We start from the raw sequence: 24,029 nt of genomic DNA, 5'->3' as shown, positions 1-24,029 counted from the left end.
ACACCATGACCTCTACTCACACTCAGATGGCCAACGCGATCCGCGCGCTGGCAATGGACGCAGTTCAAAAAGCCAATTCCGGCCACCCCGGCATGCCGATGGGCATGGCCGAGATCGCCGTGGCCCTGTGGGGCGGCCACCACCGCCACAACCCGGCCAACCCGAAATGGGTGAACCGCGACCGCTTCCTGCTGTCCAACGGCCATGGTTCGATGCTGCACTACGCGCTGCTGCACCTGTCCGGCTACGAGGTGTCGATGGATGACATCCGCAACTTCCGCCAGCTGCACTCGAAAACCCCGGGCCACCCGGAAGTCGATATCACGCCGGGCGTGGAAACCACCACCGGCCCGCTGGGCCAGGGCATCGCCAATGCCGTGGGCATGGCGCTGGCCGAATACCTGCTGGCTGCCGAGTTCAACAAGCCGGGCCACGATGTGGTGGACCACTACACCTACGCCTTCCTGGGCGACGGCTGCCTGATGGAAGGCATCTCGCATGAGGTGTGCTCGCTGGCCGGCACCCTGGGCCTGAAAAAACTGATCGCGCTGTACGACGACAATGGCATCTCCATCGACGGCAAGGTCGAGGGCTGGTTCACCGACGATACGCCTAAGCGTTTCGAATCCTACGGCTGGAACGTGATTCCTGCGGTGGACGGCCACGATGTGGCGGCCGTGTCCGCCGCCATCGAAGCTGCCAAGAAGTCCGACAAACCGACCCTGATCTGCTGCAAGACCGTGATCGGCAAGGGCTCGCCCAACCTGCAGGGCGGCGACAAGGTGCACGGCGCCGCGCTGGGCGACAAGGAAATCGCCGCCGTGCGCGAATACATCAGCTGGGGCCATGAGCCCTTCCTGATCCCGGACGACGTGGCCAGCGCCTGGAACTTCAAGGAGCAGGGCGCGAAGCTGGAAACCGAATGGAACGGCAAGTTCGCCGCCTACGAAAAAGCCTTCCCGAAAGAAGCCGCCGAGCTGAAGCGCCGCATGAACGGCGAACTGCCGGGCAATTTCGAAGCGACCCTGCAGGCTGCCATCGCCGCCTGCGTGGACAAGAAGGAAACCATCGCCACCCGCAAGGCCTCGCAGAACGCGATCCAGGCCCTGGCCCCGATCCTGCCTGAATTCCTCGGCGGTTCGGCCGACCTGACCGGCTCCAACCTGACCAACTGGAAAGAGTCGGTCAACCTGCGCTCCGGCAAGACCGGCAACCACATCAACTATGGCGTGCGCGAGTTCGGCATGAGCGCGATCATGAACGGCGTGGCCCTGCATGGCGGCTATATCCCCTTCGGCGCCACTTTCCTGACCTTCTCCGACTACAGCCGCAATGCGCTGCGCATGGCCGCGCTGATGAAGCAGCGTTCGATCTTCGTGTTCACCCACGATTCGATCGGCCTGGGCGAAGACGGCCCGACCCACCAGTCGGTGGAGCACGTGTCCTCGCTGCGCCTGATCCCGCAGCTGGACAACTGGCGCCCTTGCGATACCGTGGAATCGATGGTGGCCTGGGGCGAGGCGGTCAAGCGCAAGCACGGCCCGTCGACGCTGATCTTCTCGCGCCAGAACCTGCCGTTCCAGGAACGCAGCGCCGCGGCCATCGCCGACATCGCCAGGGGCGGCTATGTGCTGGCCGATGAAGCCGGCGCGAAGGCCGTGCTGATCGCCACCGGTTCGGAAGTGGAGCTGGCGCAGGCCGCCGCTGCCGCGCTGAAGAGCGAAGGAATCCCGGTCCGTGTCGTGTCGATGCCTTCGACCGATGTGTTCGACCGCCAGGACGCTGCTTACAAGGCGAGCGTGCTGGGCAAAGGCCTGCCACGCGTGGCGATCGAAGCCGGCGTGACCGATTTCTGGTACAAATACGTTGGTCTGGAAGGCGCTGTGGTCGGCATCGATACCTTCGGTGAATCGGCCCCGGCAGGTGTGCTGTTCAAACATTTCGGCTTCACGGTGGAGAACGTCGTGGCCAAAGTGAAGTCTGTGCTTGCATAAGAAAAATCCGATTCAATTCAATCAGGAGCAAACGTAATGACGATCAAGGTAGCAATCAACGGTTATGGCCGTATCGGCCGCAATGTACTGCGCGCTTTCTACGAAGGCGGCAAAAAGCAGGACATCCAGATTGTGGCGATTAACGACCTGGGCAATGCGCAGTCGAACGCGCACCTGACCCGCTACGACACCGCGCACGGCAAATTCCCGGGCACCGTGGAAGTGGACGGCGACAATATGATCGTGAACGGCGACAAGATCCGCGTATTCGCACAGCGCAATCCGGCCGAGATCCCATGGGGCGAGCTGGGCGTGGACGTGGTGCTGGAGTGCACCGGCTTCTTCACCACCAAGGAAAAGGCTTCGGCCCACCTGAAGGGCGGCGCCAAGAAAGTGATCATCTCGGCCCCGGGCGGCAAGGACGTGGACGCGACCATCGTGTTCGGCGTCAACCAGGACGTGCTGAAGGCCACGGACACCGTGATCTCGAACGCTTCCTGCACCACCAACTGCCTGGCCCCGCTGGTCAAGCCCCTGCACGACGCCATCGGCCTGGAAACCGGCCTGATGACCACGGTGCACGCCTACACCAACGACCAGGTGCTGACCGACGTGATGCACGAAGACCTGCGCCGCGCCCGTTCCGCCACCCAGTCCATGATTCCGACCAAGACCGGCGCCGCTGCCGCCGTGGGCCTGGTGCTGCCTGAGCTGAACGGCAAGCTGGACGGCTTCGCGATCCGCGTGCCGACCATCAACGTGTCGCTGGTCGACCTGTCCTTCATCGCCAAGCGCGACACCACCGTTGAGGAAGTGAACGCGCTGATGAAGCAGGCCGCCGAAGGCGCGCTGAAAGGCATCCTGACCTACCAGACCGAGCCGCTGGTATCGGTGGACTTCAACCACAACCCGGCTTCGTCGAATTTCGATTCGACCCTGACCAAGGTGTCGGGCCGCCTGGTGAAGGTATCGTCGTGGTACGACAACGAGTGGGGCTTCAGCAACCGCATGCTGGACACCACCGTGGCGCTGATGAACGCCAAGTAATCGGCTGTATGTCGAGAAAACCCTCCCGGTGCGAGCCGGGAGGGTTTTTTTTTGGTAGTGAGCCTGATCAAACGCGGTTTTTTTTGCCCTACAAATTCAATACAAACGGCAGTGGACGGGGCGCTATTCTTTTAACGCAGTTTCTGAAAATCAATAACACAGACTGAGGAGAAAATATGTCGGAGAAGCACTGGGGCGCGCTGGCGCTGGCACTGATACTGGCGGGCTGCGGGGGCAGCGACGGCAGTCCTCCGCCGGTGATCGTCGATCCGCCGCCGCCGCAGGCCGCGGGCCCGGCCTGGCTGAACCACGGCCGCAACGCCCAGCACACTGCCGCAGGCGGTAACGTCGCCGCGCAGAGCCTGGGCCGCATGGTGTGGCGTACCGACGTGGACCTGGCGCCGGTGCGCAGCACGGATTCGCTGGACACCGGCCACTACGGATCGCCCGTGATTACGGGCAAAAACACGGTGCTGCTGCCGGTGCGCACCACGGTGGCGGGCACTTACCGCATCGAAGCGCGCGACGGCGGCACGGGCGCCTTGCGCTGGCAGGCCGACACCGACTTCGTGCCGGTACAGAACAACTACAGCTACAGCATCGCCGCCACGCCGTCCGGCCGCATCTACTATCCCGGCATCGGCGCCAAGCTGTACTACCGCGACAATATCGACGCCACGCCGGGCGCCGTGCAGACGGTGATGTATTACGGCGCGGGCAAATATGCAGCCGACAAGGCGGCCATCGATGCGGGCGCCGTCATCAACACGCCGGTGACGACCGACGAGCAGGGCAATGCATTCTTCGGCGTCTTCATCCGTCCCAGCGGCGCGGCGGGCCTGGCAGGTGCGCTGGTGCGCGTGGATGCGGCAGGCACGGCGACCTCGGTGACGGTGGCCGCAGCGACCGGCGACAACCGCGTGTCGCGCGTGGCGCACAGCGCGGCGCCGGCGCTGTCGCCGGACGGCAAGACCGTTTATATTGTGGTGACTTCCGTGGCGACCAACCAGGACAGCACCAGCTACCTGGTGGCACTGGACAGCAGCACGCTGGCCGTGCGCGGCAAGATCCAGCTGATGGATCCGGAAACCGGCAAGCCCGCCAATGTGTCGACCTTCAGCACGGCCTCGCCGATGGTGGGGCCCGATGGCGACGTCTATTTCGGCGTGCTGAACGGCCGCGGCAGCACACGCGGCGCCTCCACCGGCTGGCTGCTGCACTATGACGCGGCGCTGTCCGCCGCCAAGACACCCGGCGCCTTCGGCTGGGACTACACGCCGACGGCGGTCCCGGCGGCCGCGGTGGGCGGCTACACCGGCCAGTCGCCCTACCTGCTGGTGGCCAAGTACAACAGCTACAACGACGGGCAGCACCGCATGGCCGTGCTCGATCCAAACGGCACCCAGCCGGACAAGGGCGTGCCCCGCATCAATGTGATGAAGGAAGTCATCACCATCCTGGGCGTGACGCGGGTGGAGCCGCAGGATCCCTATCTGCACGAATGGTGCATCAATACCGGCGCCTTCGACCCGAACACCAAATCCGTGTTCGTCAACAATTCGGATGGCTACCTGTACCGCTGGGACCTGTCCAACAACACCCTGGCCGAGCGCTTCAACCTGAATTCCGGCTACTTCCAGTCCTATACGCCGACGGCGCTGGGGCCGGACGGCAAGGTGTATGCGATCAATAACGCCATGCTGACCGCGGTGGGCAAGTAATGGCGATGCGGCGATGGCGCCTGCCGGCAGGCGCGCTGGCGCTGGTCCTGCTGCAGGCCTGCGGCGGCGGCTCGGCGCCGCCGGCGGCGCTGCCGCCGGCGCCGCCACCGGTCAGCGCCGCCGAGCCGCTGTCGGACGCGGCGCAGCTGGGCCAGCAGATGTTCGTCGATACCTCGCTGTCGGCCTCAGGCACGCTGTCCTGCGCCGGCTGCCATGTGCCGGGCAATGCGCATGCGCCGGCCAATGCGCTGGGGGTGCAGCTGGGCGGCGCCGACGGCCGCACACCGGGCAAGCGGGCCACGCCCTCGCTGCGCTACCAGAGCTTCACGCCGCCGTTCAAGCTGGATGCGAACGGTGTGCCGTCCGGCGGCTACGATGCGGACGGGCGGGTCAGTACGCTGGCGGAGCAGGCCGCGTCGCCGCTGCTGGCGGCGCACGAGATGGCGAACCTGAGCAAGGAGGCGGTGCTGGACAAGGTGCGCAAGGCGCCGTATGCCGAGCGCTTCCGCACCGTATTCGGCGCCGCCATCTTCGACGATACCGCGCTGGCTTTCGAAAGGGTCACGTTCGCGTTGCAGCAGTTCCAGCGGCAGGAAGCGGCCTTCCGGCCCTTCGACTCGAAGTTCGACCGCCATCTGGCAGGTAAGGCCGTGCTGTCGGCAGCCGAGCAGCGCGGCCTGGCCCTGTTCAACGAACGCGGCAAGGGCAACTGCGCCGCCTGTCACAGCAGCGCGCCATTGGCCGACGGAACGCCGCCGCTGTTTACCGGTTTCGGCTACTACAATCTGGGTGTGCCGCGCCGCCCGGGCAGCGCGCCGGGAGCGGACTTGGGCCTGTGCGGCCCGGAACGCAGCGACCTGCTGGCGCGCAGCGATCTGTGCGGCGCCTTCAAGGTGCCTTCGCTGCGCAATGTGGCCACGCGCCAGGTGTTTTTCCATAACGGCGCCGTGGGCAGCCTGCGCGAAGCGGTGCGCTTCCATGTACAGCGCGACAGCGATCCGCGCGCCTGGTATGGGGGAGAAATGTATGAGGACCTGCCGCCGCAGTACCGCGCCAATGTGGTGCGCGGCGCGCCTTTCGACCGCGGCGCCGGCAGTGCGCCGGCGCTCAGCGAAACGGAGATCGACGAGGTGGTAGCCTTCCTCAAGACGCTGAGCGACGGCTACCGGCCCTGACGGCGATTACTTGTAGATGCCGGAACCGATCAGGTAGTCGTCCACCTTTTCGATGTAGCCGGACTTCTGCTCCACGGCCTTGGTGACAGGGTTGGGCCACTTGAAGTCGACCCAGCCGCTGCCCTTGGCCTTGGCCACATCCACCATTTCCTTGATCATGGCCTTGCCTTCGCCATCCTTCATGCCGATCAGCGGCTTGCCGACCAGCTTGGGATTGTTGCCGTGGGCGAGGGCGACGCCGTTCAGGTCATAGACGTAGATATACAGGTCGCGGTCATGGAAGTCCTTGTTGGCCGGGTCGGAAATCGCCGCCATCATCTTGTCCTTGCCTTCCGCCTTGGCCAGCGCCACGGCCTTCTTGACCATGGCCACCGCCTCGTTGGCCGCGCCCCGGTCCGCCGCCGGCGCGGGGGCTGCGATCAGGCTCAGCGTGATGGCGATGCCGCTCAGATAAGCTTTCATATTGAAGGTCTCCCTTTGTTGTGTAGTAGCTTCAATATACGCCCGCGCCTTTCTGCCAGCCAAGGATTCTCAGGCGGACTGTTGGCTTTCCGCATCGCCGAACATGGCCTGCCACAGCGCCGTGACTTTGGCGGCATGCTGCTCCACCCGCGAAGGATCGACGCGCGACTGGTCCTGGCCCTGCAGGCGCAGCTGGTGCTGCAGCTTGCGCATGGCGCGGTAGGCGTCCGCCGTGCCGCCGGCCAGCGCCGCATCGATCAGGCCGAGGCTGCCGCATAGCTTGAGCAGGGCGATATTGCCAATGTTGCCGGTCAGCTCGCGGTACTGCGCCGAATGCCGCAGCACCAGGTATTGCACGATGAATTCGATATCGATCATGCCGCCCTCGTCCTGCTTCAGGTCGAACTGTTCGCCGCGGCTCGGGTGCGCCTCGTGCATGCGCTTGCGCATGGCCAGCACTTCGCGCCGCAGTTCCGCCGCGTCGCGCTCCTTGCGCAGCACCTGGCAGCGGATCTTCTCGAACTGCTCGCCGATCTCCGCGTCGCCGGCGCAGAAACGGGCCCGCGTCAGCGCCTGGTGCTCCCATACCCAGGCCGAATTCTGCTGGTAGCGTTCGAAGGCCTGCACGCTGGACACCAGCATGCCGCTGGCGCCGTCCGGCCGCAGCGCCACGTCGATGTCGAACAGGATGCCGGCCGAAGTGTGCGAGGTCATCCAGGTAATGAAGCGCTGCGCCAGCTTGGCGTAGTTGCCGGGGGCGTCCTGGTCCTCGTCGTCGAACAGGAAGATCACGTCCAGGTCGGACACATAGCCCAGCTCCTTGCCGCCCAGCTTGCCGTACGCGATGACGGCGAACTTCGGCACCTCGCGGTGGCGCGTGGCGACCGTGGCCCACACGCATTTGACGACGGCGGCCACGATCACGTCGGCCAGCGCGGACAGGTGGTCGGCCAGCTTCTCGACGGTGAGGTCGCCCGCCAGGTCCTGTGCCAGCAGGTGGAACAGCTGGGCATGGTGGACTTCGCGCAGGATGTCCAGCTGGCGCTCGGTGTCGCCCTTGGCGGCGGCCAGCTGCGCATCGAGATCGGCCGCAAGCGCGGCCGGGTCGAACACGGCGTTGCGGATGCGGTCGTCCAGCAGCTCGTCCAGCAGGATGGGGTGCTGGCTGAGGAAGGTGGCGGCCCAGCGGCTGGCGTGCATCATGGTGATGACGCGCTGCAGCGTATGCGGGTATTCGGTCAGCAGCGACAGGTAGGCCGAGCGGCGCGCAATGGCTTCCAGGAAGTCCAGCAGGCGGCCCAGGGTGGCCAGCTGGTCGCCGGCCGCATTCTCCTCATCGGCGCGCGCGATCAGGGGCAGGGCGGCATTGACCAGGGCGACCAGGCGGTTGCGGCTGGCTTCCGGCAGCGACTGCAGGCGCGGCGCCTGCCAGGTGGCGATCAGGCGGTTGGCCGCGGCCGCCGGGTCGGCGTAGCGCAGGGCGGCAAAGCGCGCTTCGATCGCCTCCCGGTTGTCCGGATCGGCGCATTCATTGCTGGTTTCCGGTTCGATGCCTTCCTCGCCGCCGCTCTTGTCGGCGAACATGGCGTCGAACTGCCCGGCCACGAACTGGCGGTGGGCGTCCAGCCGGGCCAGCAGGGTGGGCACGTCGGGCAGGCCCATCATGTGCGCGATGGCCAGCTGGTCGTCCGGATTGGGCGGCAGGGTGTGGGTCTGGGCGTCGTCCAGGTATTGCAGGCGGTGCTCCAGGTTGCGCAGGAAGGTGTAGGAGTCCAGCAGGCGCTGCACGATGTCCGCCTCCAGCAGGCCCTTGTCCGGCAACTGGCGCAGCGTGGCGCGGGTGGAGCGGTCGCGCAGGCTGGGGTCGCGGCCGCCGCGGATCAGCTGGAATACCTGGGCCAGGAATTCGATCTCGCGGATGCCGCCGCGGCCCAGCTTGACGTTGTTGCTGCGGTCCGGATGCAGGCGCTCCTGCCGGTTCACCTCGGCGCGGATCTGGGCGTGCATGCTGCGGATGGCGTCGATCACGCCGAAGTCCAGGTAGCGGCGGAAGCAGAAGGGCCGCACGATCTGCTCCAGCGCGGCAATGTCCTCGGGCCGCCCCGTGACGGCGCGCGCCTTGACCCAGGCATAGCGCTCCCATTCGCGGCCTTGCACGATCAGGTACTGCTCCACCATGCCGAGGCTGGCGGCCAGCGGACCGGAACCGCCGTTCGGCCGCAGCGCCATATCGACGCGGAAGGTAAAGCCGTCTTCCGTGATCTCGGCGATGGCGGCAATCAGTTTCTTGCCGAGACGGATAAAGTATTCGTGGTTGGACAGCACGCGCTGGCCCGGCGCCGTGGGCACGGTTTCGCCGTCTTCCGGGTACACGAAGATCAGGTCGATATCGGAGGAGACGTTCAGTTCGCCGCCGCCCTGCTTGCCCATGGCCAGCACCATCAGCTCCTGCGGCTGGCCGGACTCGGCGCCGGTCGGCACGCCGTGGGCGGCGCGCAGCTCGGCATCCACCTCGGCCAGGTGCTCGCGGATGGCGAAGTCGGCCAGGCGCGTGACGGTTTCCACCACTTCCGCCAGGTCGGCCTTGCCTTCCAGGTCGCGCCGGATCAGGGTGGCGATCAGCAGGTTGCGCAGCCGGCGCATGCCGCGCCCCAGCGGCAGCTCGCCATGCTTGCGTTCTGTTGCCAAAAGTTCAGCAAGATCCACGTTCGCAAGCGATAATTGCGCCAATGCATCAACCTTGGCCTGGCGGCCGGGGGCGGCGGCCAGCCAGCGCTGGTAAAAACGGGATGCAGGGAGGAGGCTGGACGTCATCGGGCTTAAGTAACCTTATGTAATTTGCGGTAAAGCGTCGTCGGAAGTCGCCGGGCGATGCGGTAGAATGGCCGTCCAGGCAAGAGAACGATTTTGGCGACTTATTTTACGCCGGGCAACCGGCCCCCGGGCCTGAGTTATTAGCAGATTGATGGAAAAAGCGGAAGAAGACAATGTGGCAGGCGAAGGCCCTCTGGCCGCGCGCTGGCACCGGCTCAGTGCCGCCTATCGCATCTGCAACCTGGCCACCCACCATGTGCTGGGTTTTGTGCTGAAGACGGCCCTGCTGCTGTACTTCCTCTTTGCCTGCCTGTTCCTGGTCCTCAAATACGGCGTGCTGCCGAATATCGACCGTTACAAGGGCGATATCGAGCGCATGGCCAGCCATGCCGTCGGCAATCCCGTCACCATCGAGCGCCTGTATGCGTCGTGGTCCGGCCTGCGGCCCAATCTTTTCCTCGGCGACGTGGTGCTGCGCGACCGCGAAGGCAAGCAGGCGCTGCGCCTGCCCAGCGTGTCCGCCACCCTGTCCTGGTGGACGGTGGCGACCGGCGCCGTGCAGTTCGAATCGCTGGAGCTGATACGCCCCAATATCGAAGTGCGGCGCGATGCCGACGGCCGCCTGTATGCGGCAGGCCTGCCAGTGGATCTCAACAAGCGCGACGACGGCCAGGGCTCGGAGTGGCTGCTGACCCAGCCGCAGATCGTGATCCGCGAAGGCCGCCTGGACTGGACTGACGCACAGCGCAATACGGCGCCGCTGGCCCTGCAGAACGTGAACCTGCTGATGCGCAATCACTGGCGCCGTCACCAGTTCGCGCTGACGGCCACGCCGCCGAAGGAACTGGGCGGGGCGCTCGATGTGCGCGCCGACCTCACGCATCCTGCCTTTACATCGCGCATCTCGGACATACGGCAGTGGAAGGGCGAGATCTACAGCGATGTGCGCAATGCCGACCTGGCGGCCTGGAAGACCTATCTCCCGGTAGCGGCCGAGCTGCGTTCCGGCCGCGGCTCCCTGCGCGCCTGGCTGACGGTGGACCATGCGCGCCTGCAGGGCGTGACGGCCGATGTGGCGCTGCACGATGTGGTGGCCGTGCTGGGCAAGGATCTGCCGGAACTGGACGTGGATGCGCTGACCGGCCGCTTCGCCATCAGCGAAGAACGCCTGCCGCGCGGCAGCACGCGCCAGGAGGCATTCGGCGCCTACGGCCACAAGGCCAGCGTAACGGGGCTGGCGCTGCGCACGCGCGACGGCGTGGCGCTGGCCCCGACCACGCTGTCCGAAAAATTCACGCCCGCGCTGGGCGGCAAACCGGCCCATACCGAAGTGAAGGCGCAGCTGCTGGACCTGAAGATACTGTCCGAGCTGGCCACGCGCCTGCCGCTGCCGTCCAATGTGCGGGCGCTGATGGACGAGGCCGCGCCACGCGGCCGCGTGCAGAACCTCAGCGTGCAATGGCAGGGCAGTGCGGCGGCGCCGCAGAACTACCGCATCCAGGCCGAGCTGCAGGAGCTGGGGCTGTCGCCGGTCGCTGCCCGCGCCGCGCTGCCGAAAAGCGGCAGCGGTCCTGCCCTGCCTGCGCTGCCGAATATTCCCGGCTTCGACAAGCTGAGTGGCTCGGTAGACGCGAGCGAGAAGGGCGGCCGGCTGCGGCTGGATGCGCCGGGCCTGGTGCTGCGCATGCCGGCCTGGTTCGCCGAAGTCGACATGCCCTTCGAGAGCCTGAAGCTGGACGCCGGCTGGCAGCTCGACGATCCCGCGAATATCAAGCTGAGTGTCGACCAGCTGGACCTGGTGCAGGACGGCATGAGCGCCTCCCTCTCCGGCACCCACCTGCTGCCGCGCGGCGGCAAGGGCGGCCCCGGCGTGGCCGATTTCAGCGGCAAGCTGGACGGTTTCCAGATCAACCGTATCGGCCGCTACCTGCCGCTGAAAACGCCGGAACACCTGCAGCACTGGCTGAGCGGCGCGCTGGAAGAGGGCATGGCGCGCGACGTCAGCCTGCGCCTGCGCGGCGAGCTGGCGCATTTCCCCTTCGCCGCCGATACGCCGGACCGCGGCAAGGGCGAGTTCCGCATCGGCGGGCGCATCGTGGACGGCCGCCTGAACTATGAACCGGGCTGGTACGGCAGGGACGGCAAGACCCCGCTGTGGCCGCAGGCCGACAAGATCCGCGGCAGCTTCCTGTTCGAGCGCGCACGGATGGAAATCAAGGCCGATACGGCCCGCACCGGCGGCGTGGCGCTGGCCAATGTGAAGGCGGTCATTCCCGACCTGGCGCACCACAACGGCGTGCTGGAAATCGACGGCACGGCGATGGGGCCGATGCAGGAATTCCTCAAGTATGTGGCGGCCAGCCCGGTGCTGGACTGGATCGGCCACTTCACCGAAGACAGCACGGCCAGTGGCAATGCCAAGCTGGCGCTGAAGCTCAGCATGCCGCTGGAGCATATGCGCGACACTAAGGTGCTGGGAACGCTGGCGCTGCAGGGCAATGACGTAACGCTGTGGCACGACATGCCGCCCGTGCTGCTGGCGACGGGCAAGATCGAATTCAACGAGAAGGGCGTCAACCTGAACGGACTCAACGGCACGCTGCTGGGCGGCCCGATCAATATCGCGGGCGGCACGCAGCGCGACGGCACGATCCAGGTGCGGCTCGGCGGTTCGGTGACGGCCGAGGGCCTGCGCAAGACCTATCCGGCGCCGGCCATGCAGCGCCTGGCAAACCGGATCAGCGGCAGCACGCGCTACAGCGGCATGGTGACGGCGCATGACCACCAGTACCAGGTGGTGGTGGAATCGGCGCTGGCCGGCGCCGGCCTCGATTTCCCGGCCCCGCTGAAGAAAGCGGCGGCCGACACGCTGCCGCTGCGCTTCACGCTGAACGGCGGCTCCGCCAACGAGGCGGGCCTGGCGCAGGACGATATCCGCATCACCCTCGGCTCCGGCGTGGCCGCGCGCTACCAGCGCCAGAAGCAGAACAAGGGCCCGTGGAAGCTGGTGCGCGGCGGCATCGGCGTCAATGTGCCGGCGCCGGAACCGGACAGCGGCATGATGATCAATGCCAGCCTGAAGTCGCTGGACGTGGACCAGTGGACCAGCCTCGGCAGCGAGATCGCCGGCCCGCCCGAGGCCGCGAAAGCACCGGCGGCAGAGGGCGCCGACCTGTCGCAGTATGTGGTGCCGGATGCGGTGGCGGCCCGCGCTACCGAACTGATCGTCGACGGCCGCAAGCTGGACGACGTGGTGGTGGGGGCTACGCACCAGAAATCGCTGTGGCAGGCCAGCATCGACTCGAAGCAGGCCAGCGGCTACCTGAGCTGGAACGAAGCGCCCACCGGCCGCGGCATCGGCAAGGTCACGGCGCGCCTGTCCACACTGATCATTCCCGAATCGGCGGCGGGCGAGGTGAAGGAGCTGCTGGAACGTTCCGTCAGCTCGCCGTCGATTCCCGCCCTCGATATCGTGGCCGAGCGTTTCGAACTGTTCAACCGTTCGCTGGGCCGCATGGAACTGCAGGCCTATAACGCGCTGCTGACCACCTCGCGCGAATGGCGCGTCAGCAAGCTGGCCCTGATCAACGCGGACGGCGAGCTGCACGGCACCGGGCGCTGGGTGGCCAACAAGGAGCACCACGACAGTTCGCTCAACTTCAACCTCGACATCCACGATGCGGGCAAGCTGCTGGAGCGCTTCGGCTTTGCCGATACCCTGCGCGGCGGCAAGGGCAAGCTGAGCGGCGATATCTCCTGGCAGGACCTGCCCTATGCGCTGGATATTCCCACCCTGTCCGGCAAGCTGCAGCTGAATGTGGAGAAGGGCCAGTTCCTGAAGCAGGACCCGGGCGCCGCCAAGCTGCTCGGCGTGCTGAGCCTGCAAGCACTGCCGCGCCTGCTCAAGCTGGACTTCCACGACGTGTTCTCGGAAGGCCTGGCCTTCGACGGCATCACGGCCGATGCGGTGATCGACCACGGCATCGTGCGCACCGATAACCTCAAGATGCACGGCGTACAGGCCACGGTGCTGATGGACGGCACGGCCGACATCGCCCACGAATCGACCAATCTGCGCGTGGTGGTGATCCCGCAGGTCAACCTGGGCACGGCGCCGCTGGTGTATGCGCTGGCCGTCAACCCGGTGATCGGCCTCGGCAGCTATCTCGCCCAGCTCTTCCTGAGCGCGCCCGTGATGAAGGCGCTCACCTACCAGATGCAGGTGACGGGGCCGTGGAAGGCGCCCGTAATTACCAAGCTCGACAACAATCGCCTGGAGGCGGTCCCCACCCGCAGCCAGTAGCCCCAGCGAAAGGAAATGCCATGAGCACCGTTGCTGCTGTCCAGATGGTGTCCACCCCGAATGTGGACGAAAACATTGCCACCGCCCGCCGCCTGGTGGCGCAGGCCGCCGCCACCGGTGCGAAGCTGGTGCTGCTGCCTGAATACTGGCCCATCATGGGCATGAGCGACAGCGACAAGGTGGCGAAGGCCGAGCCGCTGGGCCGGGGGCCGATCCAGGACTTCATGGCGCAGGCCGCGCGCGAGCACGGCATCTGGCTGCTGGGCGGCACCCTGCCGCTGGCCTCGGACGACGCGGAGAAGGTCATCAATACCACGCTGGTCTATGACCCCAAGGGCCGGCACGTGGGGCGCTACGACAAGATTCACCTGTTCGGCTTCACGAAAGGCACGGAGTCCTATAACGAATCGCGCACCATCGTGCCGGGCCGGAACGTGGGCACGGTGGAGACGGCGGTGGGCAAGGTCGGCATGTCCGTGTGCTACGACCTGCGCTTCCCGGAACTGTTCCGCGCCATGGGGCCGGTGTCGCTGATTGTGGTGCCGGCCGCCTTTACTTACACGACGGGACGCGCGCACTGGGAAATCCTGCTGCGCGCCCGCGCGATTGAAAACCAGTGCTATGTGCTGGCGGCGGCGCAGGGCGGCGAGCACGTCAACGGGCGCCGCACCTGGGGCCACAGCATGCTGATCGACCCCTGGGGCGAGGTCAAATCCGTGCTGGCGGAAGGCGAAGGCATTGTGCATGGCGAAGTCGACCCCAGCTTCATCGAAAGCGTGCGCGAGAGCCTGCCAGCCCTGAAGCACCGCACGATGTAATCCACTACAATGGCCGCAACGAATAACGCAAAAGAGTTCCACTATGAAACCATTTGAACCGAACCTGTCCTCGCTGGCCGTTGCACGCGATGTACTGCTGACGCCGTTCGGCCTGGATGAAGGCAAGCTGCTGAAAACGCTGGGCAGCATGTTCACGCACAAGGTCGACTACGCCGACCTGTATTTCCAGTTCACCAAGAACGAAGGCTGGAGCCTGGAAGAGGGCATCGTCAAGACCGGCAGCTTCTCGATCGACCAGGGCGTGGGCGTGCGCGCCGTGTCCGGCGAAAAGACCGCCTTCTCCTACTCGGACGAGATTTCCGAAAGCGCGCTGCTGGACGCGGCCCAGGCCACGCGCACCATTGCGCGCCAGGGTGCGGGCAAGATCAAGGTGGCGTCGTCCATGGTGCCGCAGGGCGGGCGTTCGCTCTACCTGCCGCACGATCCGCTGGCCTCGCTGGATGCGGCGGCCAAGGTCAAGCTGCTGGAACGTGTTGAAAAGATGGCGCGCGCGCGCGACCCGCGCGTAGTGCAGGTCATGGCCGGGCTGGCGGGCGAATACGACGTGGTGCTGGTGGTACGCAGCGACGGCGTGCTGGCGGCCGATATCCGTCCGCTGGTGCGCGTGTCGGTGACGGTGATCGTCGAGCAGAACGGCCGGCGCGAAGTCGGCTCCTCCGGCGGCGGCGGGCGCTACGACTACGGCTACTTCAGCGATGCGCTGCTGCAGCAGTATGCGGACGACGCGGTGAAATCGGCGGTGGTAAACCTCGACGCGCGTCCGGCGCCTGCGGGGCCGATGACGGTGGTGCTCGGCCCGGGCTGGCCCGGCATCCTGCTGCACGAAGCGATCGGCCACGGCCTGGAGGGCGACTTCAACCGCAAGGGATCCTCGACCTTCTCCGGCCGGATCGGCGAGCGCGTGGCGGCGAAAGGCGTGACGGTGGTGGACGACGGCACGCTAGCCGACCGCCGCGGTTCGCTGAACATCGACGACGAAGGCAACCCGACCCAATGCACGACGCTGATCGAGGACGGCATTTTGAAGGGCTACATCCAGGACACGATGAATGCGCGCCTGATGAAGATGCCGGTCACGGGCAATGCGCGGCGCGAATCCTTCGCGCACCTGCCGATGCCGCGCATGACGAACACCTACATGCTGGCGGGCGACAAGGATCCGGATGAAATCCTCGCTTCGGTGAAGAACGGCATCTACGCCGTGAACTTCGGTGGCGGCCAGGTCGACATCACGAACGGCAAGTTCGTCTTCTCGGCCAGCGAAGCCTACATGATCGAGAACGGCAAGATCAGCTATCCGGTGAAGGGCGCAACGCTGATCGGCAACGGTCCCGAGGTGCTGAACCGCGTCAGCATGATCGGCAACGACATGAAGCTCGACCCGGGCGTTGGCGTCTGCGGCAAGGAAGGCCAGAGCGTCCCGGTCGGCGTCGGCCAGCCCACCCTCCGCATCGACGGCGTCACCGTCGGCGGCACCGCCTGACACAGCCGAGGCCGCGACACCATGGGGCCAGCCCCCTCGTGTCGCGGCCTCATCCGCCTTTGCGGCGGATCACACCGCGCTGTATCAGCGAGCGCTATGCTGGACGGATGGCCCGCCCTGTCCGCATCCTCTATCCCGGAGCGCTGTACCATGTGACTTCACGTGGTAACCGGCGCGCCGCAATCTATCTCGATGAGCGCGACCACCTGGTCTGGCTGGATTTTCTGGCAGACACGGTGGTTCGCCACGGTCTGGTCGTGCACGCCTTTGTCCAGATGCCCAATCACTACCACCTGCTCGCGGCAACGCCGGCAGCCAATCTGTCCGATAGCATTTATCACCTGAATAGCCAGTACGCGCAGGCGTTCAATAAGCGCCACCAGCTTAGCGGGCACGTGTTTCAGGGCCGCTTCTATGCCGAGCACATTGAGGACCAGAGCCACCTGCTGGCGCTGTCCCGTTATATTGCGCTCAATCCGGTACGGGCCGGCCTCGTGGTGCGCGCTGAAGATTGGCGCTGGGGTAGCTTCGCGATCCTGCGCGGCGCCCTGATAAGGCCGGGATGTGTCGACGACAGCTGGCTCCTCGGCCAGTTCAGTGGGGGAGACAGGCATGCACAGGTCGCATCGTTCTGCGCATTCGTAGAGGAGGGTGCAGCTGTTGGGAAACCGCCGCTGACGCGCGCCGAGCAGCGCGCCTCACGCCAGGCCGGCATGGCCGACGCGATCCGTGCAGCCTACCGCGCGGAAGGCTGCACCACACGGGAACTCGCCGACCGCTTTGGCGTATCGATGAGAACAGTCCAGCGGCTGCTGCGGGAACTGAGCGGCTGAGCCCGCGACACGAGGGGGCTGGCCCCATAGTGTCGCGGACTCGGCTGTGGGTCAGAACTGGTGGCGCAGGCCGAGGTTGAAGTAGCGGCCCATAGCGCCGCTGTAGTCCAGCGGGTTGAAACCGGCGGCGCCGTAGGTCAGCGGGTCCAGCGGCGGCTCTTTGTCGAACACGTTCTGGATCGTGGCGAACAGCTCGGTCTTCGTGTTCAGCTTGTAGCGCGCGGTCAGGTCCAGCGTCGTGAAGGAACTCAGCTTGCAGCCTGTTGGCGCGTCGTTGCCGTTTGCGAAGTGGAAGGCGCAGCCGTCGGGATCGTCCTTGAACAAGGTGTTGTCCATCTTGCCGCGGTAGTTGACCACGCCGCTCAGGCGCAGCGGGCCGCGGTCCCAGGTCAGGCCGAGGTTGACGCGGTCGTCCGGCGTGCCGATGCAGTTGGTGACGTCGCAGTTGCCGTGCGTGCCGGCGAAGTCGCGTACCGTGCCGTCGCGCTCGGTACGCTCCCATTTGAACAGGTGCGTCCACTTGATGTCCGCCGCCAGCGTGCCGGCATCGCCGCCCAGCTGGAAGGTCTTGCGCATGTCGAGGTCGACGCCGTTGACCTTGGTGGAGGCGGAGTTCACGTAGTTCGCCAGCACCGCCGTGATGCCGCCCGGATCGCCGGGAATGCCGGCCTCGGCCGTCGACGGGTCGCGCGCCACCTTGCCGGCCGCGATCGCCGCTTCGATGGACTCCTGGTTGATTTCGTTGCTGCGCTTGATCTGCCAGAAGTCGAGCGAGATGCTGGTGCGCGGCAGCGGGTCCCACACCATGCCCAGCGAATAGCTCTTCGAGCGTTCCGGCGACAGCGCCGGGTTGGGCGAGGTGATGATGGCCACCGCCGCCGGATCGCAGGCCGCTTCCACGCCCAGCGCGCAGCGCAGCGGGTCGTCCGCATTGGTGAAGGCCGCCAGCCCGCCACGGCCGTTCTCCGCCGCGCTCGGCGCGCGGAAGCCGCGCGCGAAGGTGCCGCGCAGCGCAAAGGCGCGGTTCGGCGTCCATTTCACGCCCACCTTCGGCGTATACGAATTGCCGATGTGCTTGAAGTGGTCGGCGCGCATCGCGGCCGAAATTTCCACCGTACTCAGCACCGGCGCCAGCAGCTCGGCGTACACGGCGCTGGAGTGGCGCTGGCCCTCATAGGCCGAGTAGCCGAGGCCGATAATATTGCCGCTTTCCGTGCCCGTGGTCGGGATCAGCTCGGCTTTCTCGTAACGGAATTCGGCGCCCACCGCCAGGCCCATGGCGCCGCCGGCCAGCTGGCCCAGTTCGCGCGTGGCCTTGAAGTCCAGTTGGGCCAGGCGGGTGGTGGCGTCGCTGCTGATCATCGGCGAAATCGCGTCGTAGATGGCCTGCGAATTCAGGCCGGCATTCTCGCCAATGCGCCAGTAGCTGCCGGCAGGCAGCGCGGCGTAGCCGGGATTGCTCATCGCTGCCGCCACATTGGCCGCCGTCGGATTGAGCAGCGCAAACACGACATTGCGCTGCAGGAAGCCGAAACGGTCGTTGCCGACCTTGTTCTGCGAGAACAGCAGCGCCGTATCGATGTCCCAGGCGCCCATCGTGCCTTTCAGCCCGGCCACCGCGCGCGTGAAGGTGGACTTGATGGTGCTGCGGCGCGGGCCCACATCCCAGGCCAGGTAGCGCAGCCGTGCCGCGCTGCCGAAGTAGGGATTGTCCGGATGGCCGGCGCCCAGCGCCACGCCCGCATTACTGACCGGCCCGCCCGGATAGCCCACATTGGCATTGATGCCGGACGGCGTGGTATTCGCCTCGGTATAGCTGTGGTAGCCGTTCAGTTCCACATAGGCCTGCCACGCCGGATTCAGCTGCCAGGTCAGGCGGCCGTACAGGTTCAGGGTTTCCTGGTCCGGCTGCATTTCGCCATACTGCTGCACGGCGTCGGTCAGGCAGCCGCCGCCGGGATCGCCTTGCGGATGGCTGGTGAGGCCGGAGCATGCGGCGCCCGGGAAGGTGCGCGTGAAGCCGACCCCGGCCGGATTGCCGCGGCTGTAGTAATCGAGCGTGGCGGGATTGCGCACATTGCCGACGATCGAGCTGCCCGCTGCATTGTTGCCGGTAATGGCGCCGTTGCCGCCCAGCGCTTCCTGTGCGCTGAAGCCGAAGGCGCGCAGGTCGCCCAGGCCCACCGGGCCGCGTCCGGCGCGGTCGATATTGCGCACTTCGCGCTTGCGCCCGTATTCGGCGGAGAACAGGAAGTTGTAGCTGTCCTTGTCCAGGTCGCCCACGCCATGCGTGATGGACAGGCGCGTGTCGGCCCCGTCGCCTTCCTCGGAAATGCCCTGGCTGGCGCGCGCCGTCGTGCCCTGGAAGTCCTTGCGCAGGATGACGTTGACCACGCCCGCAATCGCGTCCGAGCCGTAGATGGCGGAGGCGCCGTCCTTCAGGATCTCCACGCGCTCCACCGCATCCATCGGGATGATGTTCAGGTCGGCGAATACCTTCTGGCCGTCGTCCGCCAGGCCATAGGGCGCCACGCGCCGTCCGTTCAGCAGCACCAGCGTCGACGCGGCGCCGAGGCCGCGCAGCGAGATGCCGGACGCGCCGGCCGCGAAGCCGCCGCCGAAGGTGGTGGGCACCGAGCCCTGGTTATCGACCGCCAGCGTCTGCAGCAGTTCGGCCACCGAGGTCTTGCCGGACTTTTCCAGGTCGGCCCGGTTCAGCGTCTGCACCGGCGAGGCGGTTTCGGCCTGGGCGCGGCGGATATTGGTGCCGGTGATTTCCACCCGCTGGATCGGGGCCGCCTGCGGCGCCGGCGCGGCGTCGGTCTGGGCCAGGGCGGGGGCGCTGAGCACGGTCAGCAGTAGGGGAACGCCGGCGACGGGAAAGGCCCGTCCCAGCACGCCCGTCAGGGGGCGCAGCTTCAGGTTTCGCATTACATATCTCCAGAAAATGAGTGGGTTGGTTTTTTCTTGAGGAGTGCGAGTTATATGTCAATTTTGATATGCAAGTATCTGCTGAGTGGTTTGTGCGCTACACAATTCCGCCGGACAATACGCTTGCCAAAGGTGGCGGCTTGTTGTTATAGTGACCCCAACACATAGGGAAAAGTTCCATGCACCGCTTCGTTTTCTTTACCGGCTACTTTTATTTTTGGCTTTCCAGCCCTCAGGCGGTGGAGTAGCGGCCGGTTCACGTAAGCAGCAAAACGAGTCCCAGCAAATACCAAAAGACCGCCAGCGATGGCGGTTTTTTTTTACCCCGACATTTTCAGGAGAATGACCATGCAACGCACCGACGACTTGCGCATCCGCGAGATGAAGGAACTGACCCCGCCCTCGCACCTGATCCGCGAGTTCCCCTGCACCGACGCGGCCTCGCAGACCGCGGCCGATGCGCGCATCGCCCTGCACCGCATCCTGCACGGCCAGGATGACCGCCTGATGGTGGTGATCGGCCCCTGCTCGATCCACGACCCGAAAGCGGCAATGGAGTATGCGAAGCGCCTGGTGCAGCTGCGCCAGCGCCTGAAGGGCGACCTGGAAATCGTGATGCGGGTCTATTTCGAGAAGCCGCGGACCACGGTGGGCTGGAAGGGCATGATCAACGACCCGTATATGGACAACAGCTTCCGCATCAACGACGGCCTGCGCATGGCGCGTGAGCTGCTGCGCGACATCAACGAACTGGGCCTGCCGGCCGGCACCGAGTTCCTCGACGTGATCAGCCCGCAGTACATCGCGGACCTGATCTCCTGGGGCGCCATCGGCGCGCGCACCACGGAATCGCAAGTGCACCGCGAGCTGGCTTCCGGCCTGTCCTGCCCGGTCGGTTTCAAGAACGGCACCGACGGCAATACGAAGATCGCGGTGGAGGCTATCAAGGCCGCTTCCCAGCCGCACCATTTCCTGTCCGTGACCAAGGGCGGCCACTCGGCCATCGTGTCCACTAACGGCAATGAGGACTGCCACATCATCCTGCGCGGCGGCAAGACGCCGAACTACGATGCGGCCAGCGTGGAAGAGGCCTGCAAGGCGATCGCGGGCTACGGCCTGGCCGCGCGCCTGATGATCGACGCCTCGCACGCCAACAGCTCGAAGAAGCCGGAGAACCAGGTGCCGGTGTGTGCCGACATCGCCGGCCAGATCGCTGGCGGCGACACGCGCATCGTGGGCGTAATGGTGGAGTCCCACCTCGTTGCGGGCCGCCAGGACCTGGTGCCCGGCAAGGAACTCACCTATGGCCAGTCTGTTACCGACGGCTGCATCGACTGGGACAGCAGCGTGCAGGTGCTGGAAGGCCTGGCCGAAGCGGTGCGCCAGCGCCGCCTGAAAGGTGAATAAAAAAATGCCCGGCAGCGCCGGGCATTTTCATTTCTGCGAGCCAGATTACATGAAGCGGTAGCTGGCGTTCACGTACAGGAAGCGGCCGCGCGGATCGTACTGGTTGATGTCGTAGCCAGACTGGAACTGGTTGGACACCGGCACGAAGGTGCTTGGCTGCTTGTCGAACAGGTTGCGTACGCCTGCGCTCAGGGTCAGCGGCTTGATCGGCTTGTAGCTTACGTTCAGGTCATAGGTCGCCTGGGCGCCGACGAAGTTGCGTTCGTCATCCACGAAGCGGTGGCCGGTCTCGTAGCGCGAGCTGTAGTTCTGGATCACCGTCGCGGTCCACTTGTCCTTGCTCCAGTTGGTGGACAGGGTGTGCTTCCAGCGCAGTACCACGCCGCCGTTCTGCGCGCCCAGCACCGGGTTGCCGGCGGCATCCACCAGCGTGCCGACCTTATGCGACATATCGCCGCCAGGGCTGGTCTGGTCGAACTGGTCCATGTAGGTGCCGTTCAGGTTCACGTCGAAGCGGCCGTAGGCCGTGTTCTGGCGGTAGTTCGCGAACACATCGAAGCCCTTGACGATGGCGTCGCCGCTGTTCGTCAGCAGGGTTTTGATCGAAGCGATTTCGCCGGCCGGGTTCAGCGTCACCATATTGGCGTAGGAAGGATCGCCGGCGCGGAAGCGCGACACCACTTCCTGGGCCGACGGCGTCGACAGGATGTTCGAGACATTGATCTTGAACCAGTCGATGCCCACGGTGAAGTTATTGAACGGCACCAGCACCAGGCCTACCGACTTCTGGCGCGACTCCTCCGGCTTCAGGTCCGGATTGCCGCCGGACAGGGCGTTGACCTGGATCTGGGTCTGGTTGGTCTTCGGATCGTTGAAGGTCTCGGACGAGGCCAGCGTCTGCGGCTGCCACAGGTCGGTCAGCGTCGGCGCGCGGAAGCCGGAACCGGCGGAAGCGCGCAGCAGCACCTGCTTCACAGGCTGCCAGCGCACATTGGCCTTGTAGTTGGTGGACGGGCCCACGTCGTCGTAGTGGTCGTAACGCACGGCGGCGCCGATATCCAGGTTCTTCAGCAGCGGCACATTGGTTTCCGCAAAGGCCGAGTTGATCTTGCGCTCGCGGTCCACCGGCGGCACGCTGCCGCCCAGGCCGGCGATATCGCCCGCTTCCAGCGCCGGCGAAGGATTGGTTTCCAGCTTCTCGATGCGCGACTGCAGGCCCGCCGCGTACTGCGCGGTGATGCCGGCGATCTGCGGCAGTTCGCCGGTGATCTTGCCGTCGAAGGAGGTGCTGGTGGACTTGCCGGCCAGGGTGCCGCCGGTGTACTGGGCCGCCTTCAGCTTCTCCGCCAGGGCGCCGGTCTGCACGCCGCCTGCCGCCCACGGGTTCCAGTTGTTGGACGAATCGTTGATGATGCGTGCGTAGGCCACCTGCGAGAAGTAGCCGCCCGGCACGGTGCCGTCGATCTTGCTCTGGTTGTGGGTCAGGGCCACTTCATAGTCCTGGCCTGCCACCACGCCCTTGGCGCCCAGCACCACGCGCGACTGCTTGGCCTTGTCTTCGCTCACGCGGTTGCCGTAGTCGAAGACGCGGCTGGTGATGGAGAGGGGCTGGCCGATCAGGCTGTTGAAGCCCATGGACTGCAGGTAAGGCACGGCGATGTTCTGGTAGGCCGGGTTGCTCGGGTAGAGCAGCAGGGCCGGGGTCACGCCCTGTTTGCCGAATTCCGCATCGGTTTCCAGGAAGCTGGCGCGTACCGGGCTGCCCTGGAAGCTCTGGGTCACGGTGGACTCGGAATACAGCACATCGGCGAACAGCTCATGCTGGTCGTTGATCTTGAAGGTGCCGTTGGCGGTGAAGTTGTTCAGCTCGCGCTTCGGCGTCAGGCCCACGAAGGCGGCGCTGTCGAACACGCAGACCGGCGCGCCCAGCGAAGTCTTGCTCTCGCCGGCGACCATCTGGATCTGGCTGCAGTTGCCGGCAGCGGCCAGCGGATTGCCGTACAGCGGCGAGGTCGGGTTGAAGGTGCCCACGGTCTGCAGCGGGTTGGTGCCCGGCACCACGGCGCCTTCGATATTGCCCTGGCCGGTGGCGCCCGAGGTGTAGTAAGGCGGCTTGTTGCCGGTGGCGGCGAAGCCGCGCTCGGACGCGAACAGCGCGCGTTCGCGCTCGGCGGAGGCGGACAGCACGATCGAGTAGCGGTCGGTATCGAGGTCGCCGAAGCCTGCGGTCACGGAGTATTTCTGGTTCTGGCCGCCGCCCGAATGGGTCGGCACGCCGCCGCCGGCCTGCACTTCGATGCCCTGGAAGGACTTGGACAGGATGAAGTTGACCACGCCGGCCACGGCATCCGAGCCGTAGACGCCGGAGGCGCCGTCTTTCAGCACTTCCACGCGCTCGATGGCGGCCAGCGGAATCACGTTGACGTTGACGGTGGCGCCGCCGCCGCCGGCGAAGGCCGCCAGGCGGCGTCCGTTCACCAGCACCAGGGTGCGTTCGCCGCCCAGGCCGCGCAGCGAGATGGAGGACAGGCCATAGGTCGAAGAGCCTGCGCCGGTGGAGTTGTTGGTGGCGCCGGCGGTGGACAGGGCGGAGATGGTGCCCAGCAGTTCCTGCGTGCTGGTGGCGCCGATCTTGGCGATGTCGGCCTTGCTGATGGTCTGCACCGGCAGCGCAGTCTCGGAATCGACACGTTTCAGGGACGAGCCGGTGATCTCCACGCGCTGGATCGGCGCTTCAGGCGCGCTTTGCGCGAACGCGGCTTGCATGCCGACGGCCAGGCCGCCAGCGCACATCACGCGCACGGCGCGCGAGATGACGGTTTCTTGCATCATTTTGTTGTTCCAATACCAAGTTATTATGCGGAAGTGGGCGAGGCTTTTTCTCGACCGGGCGCTATCAGACCACCTGGCTTGGGAAGGTGTCAATGCACGATTTTTAATCAATTGCAAGAAAAATCATGCAAATTTCGTAAAAATACAACGCATTATTTACTAATGAATTATTAAAAAACGTCAAGTTG

General features: G+C 65.7%; 13 protein-coding genes. 9 read left to right on the top strand and 4 right to left on the bottom strand.

All coding sequences use genetic code 11. The features are described 5' to 3' along the window. Window positions 1-5 precede the first annotated feature (5 nt). From tkt to ACJRPG_RS21980, 4 genes are all read left to right on the top strand, one after another. Window positions 6-1,994: a transketolase gene (gene tkt / locus ACJRPG_RS21995; RefSeq protein ID WP_408002241.1), complete on the top strand. Its 1,989-nt coding sequence runs from the start codon at window positions 6-8 to the stop codon at window positions 1,992-1,994. A 36-nt stretch (window positions 1,995-2,030) separates the two neighbouring features. Continuing rightward, a complete protein-coding gene (gene gap / locus ACJRPG_RS21990; RefSeq protein WP_408002240.1) occupies window positions 2,031-3,041 on the top strand; it encodes a type I glyceraldehyde-3-phosphate dehydrogenase in 1,011 nt (336 codons plus the stop codon). Between the two features lie 176 nt (window positions 3,042-3,217). After that, window positions 3,218-4,762 (top strand): SMP-30/gluconolactonase/LRE family protein, encoded by a 1,545-nt coding sequence (locus ACJRPG_RS21985; RefSeq protein WP_408002239.1) that lies wholly within the window; start codon window positions 3,218-3,220, stop codon window positions 4,760-4,762. 5 nt (window positions 4,763-4,767) lie between these two features. Beyond that, on the top strand, window positions 4,768-5,937 hold the full coding sequence (locus ACJRPG_RS21980) for a cytochrome-c peroxidase (protein WP_408002238.1): 1,170 nt from the start codon (window positions 4,768-4,770) through the stop codon (window positions 5,935-5,937). Between the two features lie 6 nt (window positions 5,938-5,943). On the opposite strand, the gene ACJRPG_RS21975 is transcribed toward ACJRPG_RS21980, so the two are convergent. Both ACJRPG_RS21975 and glnE read right to left on the bottom strand, forming a co-directional pair. Further along, entirely contained in the window at window positions 5,944-6,399 is a 456-nt protein-coding gene (locus tag ACJRPG_RS21975; RefSeq protein WP_408002237.1) for a cache domain-containing protein, read from the bottom strand. 69 nt (window positions 6,400-6,468) lie between these two features. Then, complete coding sequence (gene glnE / locus ACJRPG_RS21970; RefSeq protein WP_408002236.1) at window positions 6,469-9,213, bottom strand: bifunctional [glutamate--ammonia ligase]-adenylyl-L-tyrosine phosphorylase/[glutamate--ammonia-ligase] adenylyltransferase; 2,745 nt, start codon at window positions 9,211-9,213, stop codon at window positions 6,469-6,471. Between the two features lie 151 nt (window positions 9,214-9,364). On the opposite strand from glnE, the gene ACJRPG_RS21965 reads away from it, so the two are divergent. From ACJRPG_RS21965 to ACJRPG_RS21950, 4 genes are all read left to right on the top strand, one after another. Further along, the gene (locus tag ACJRPG_RS21965) at window positions 9,365-13,516 is read left to right on the top strand and encodes a YhdP family protein (protein ID WP_408002235.1); all 4,152 of its coding nucleotides are present in this window, start codon (window positions 9,365-9,367) and stop codon (window positions 13,514-13,516) included. 20 nt (window positions 13,517-13,536) lie between these two features. Next, on the top strand, window positions 13,537-14,334 hold the full coding sequence (locus ACJRPG_RS21960) for a carbon-nitrogen hydrolase family protein (RefSeq protein ID WP_408002234.1): 798 nt from the start codon (window positions 13,537-13,539) through the stop codon (window positions 14,332-14,334). Window positions 14,335-14,377: 43 nt separating this feature from the next. Further along, window positions 14,378-15,838: a metalloprotease TldD gene (tldD, locus tag ACJRPG_RS21955; RefSeq protein ID WP_408002233.1), complete on the top strand. Its 1,461-nt coding sequence runs from the start codon at window positions 14,378-14,380 to the stop codon at window positions 15,836-15,838. A gap of 107 nt (window positions 15,839-15,945) precedes the next feature. After that, a complete protein-coding gene (locus ACJRPG_RS21950) occupies window positions 15,946-16,671 on the top strand; it encodes an REP-associated tyrosine transposase (protein WP_408002232.1) in 726 nt (241 codons plus the stop codon). A gap of 51 nt (window positions 16,672-16,722) precedes the next feature. On the opposite strand, the gene ACJRPG_RS21945 is transcribed toward ACJRPG_RS21950, so the two are convergent. Then, window positions 16,723-19,602, bottom strand: a complete 2,880-nt coding sequence (locus tag ACJRPG_RS21945; RefSeq protein ID WP_408002231.1) for a TonB-dependent receptor — start codon at window positions 19,600-19,602, stop codon at window positions 16,723-16,725. A gap of 348 nt (window positions 19,603-19,950) precedes the next feature. On the opposite strand from ACJRPG_RS21945, the gene aroG reads away from it, so the two are divergent. After that, entirely contained in the window at window positions 19,951-21,009 is a 1,059-nt protein-coding gene (aroG, locus tag ACJRPG_RS21940; protein ID WP_408002230.1) for a 3-deoxy-7-phosphoheptulonate synthase AroG, read from the top strand. Window positions 21,010-21,054: 45 nt separating this feature from the next. On the opposite strand, the gene ACJRPG_RS21935 is transcribed toward aroG, so the two are convergent. Continuing rightward, window positions 21,055-23,841, bottom strand: a complete 2,787-nt coding sequence (locus ACJRPG_RS21935; protein ID WP_408002229.1) for a TonB-dependent receptor — start codon at window positions 23,839-23,841, stop codon at window positions 21,055-21,057. Window positions 23,842-24,029: the final 188 nt, after the last annotated feature.

The organism is Pseudoduganella rhizocola, assembly GCF_045984285.3.
Classification (GTDB): Bacteria; Pseudomonadota; Gammaproteobacteria; order Burkholderiales; family Burkholderiaceae_D; genus Rugamonas.
Note: the sequence above shows the minus strand (reverse complement) of the source record. Positions and strands in the feature narration are given on the sequence as shown.

Coding starts and splice junctions, on each gene's coding strand:
- tkt (WP_408002241.1), top strand. CDS start 6: ATGACCTCTACTCACACTCAGATGGCCAACGCGATCCGCGCGCTGGCA.
- gap (WP_408002240.1), top strand. CDS start 2,031: ATGACGATCAAGGTAGCAATCAACGGTTATGGCCGTATCGGCCGCAAT.
- ACJRPG_RS21985 (WP_408002239.1), top strand. CDS start 3,218: ATGTCGGAGAAGCACTGGGGCGCGCTGGCGCTGGCACTGATACTGGCG.
- ACJRPG_RS21980 (WP_408002238.1), top strand. CDS start 4,768: ATGCGGCGATGGCGCCTGCCGGCAGGCGCGCTGGCGCTGGTCCTGCTG.
- ACJRPG_RS21975 (WP_408002237.1), bottom strand. CDS start 6,399: ATGAAAGCTTATCTGAGCGGCATCGCCATCACGCTGAGCCTGATCGCA.
- glnE (WP_408002236.1), bottom strand. CDS start 9,213: ATGACGTCCAGCCTCCTCCCTGCATCCCGTTTTTACCAGCGCTGGCTG.
- ACJRPG_RS21965 (WP_408002235.1), top strand. CDS start 9,365: ATGGAAAAAGCGGAAGAAGACAATGTGGCAGGCGAAGGCCCTCTGGCC.
- ACJRPG_RS21960 (WP_408002234.1), top strand. CDS start 13,537: ATGAGCACCGTTGCTGCTGTCCAGATGGTGTCCACCCCGAATGTGGAC.
- tldD (WP_408002233.1), top strand. CDS start 14,378: ATGAAACCATTTGAACCGAACCTGTCCTCGCTGGCCGTTGCACGCGAT.
- ACJRPG_RS21950 (WP_408002232.1), top strand. CDS start 15,946: ATGGCCCGCCCTGTCCGCATCCTCTATCCCGGAGCGCTGTACCATGTG.
- ACJRPG_RS21945 (WP_408002231.1), bottom strand. CDS start 19,602: ATGCGAAACCTGAAGCTGCGCCCCCTGACGGGCGTGCTGGGACGGGCC.
- aroG (WP_408002230.1), top strand. CDS start 19,951: ATGCAACGCACCGACGACTTGCGCATCCGCGAGATGAAGGAACTGACC.
- ACJRPG_RS21935 (WP_408002229.1), bottom strand. CDS start 23,841: ATGATGCAAGAAACCGTCATCTCGCGCGCCGTGCGCGTGATGTGCGCT.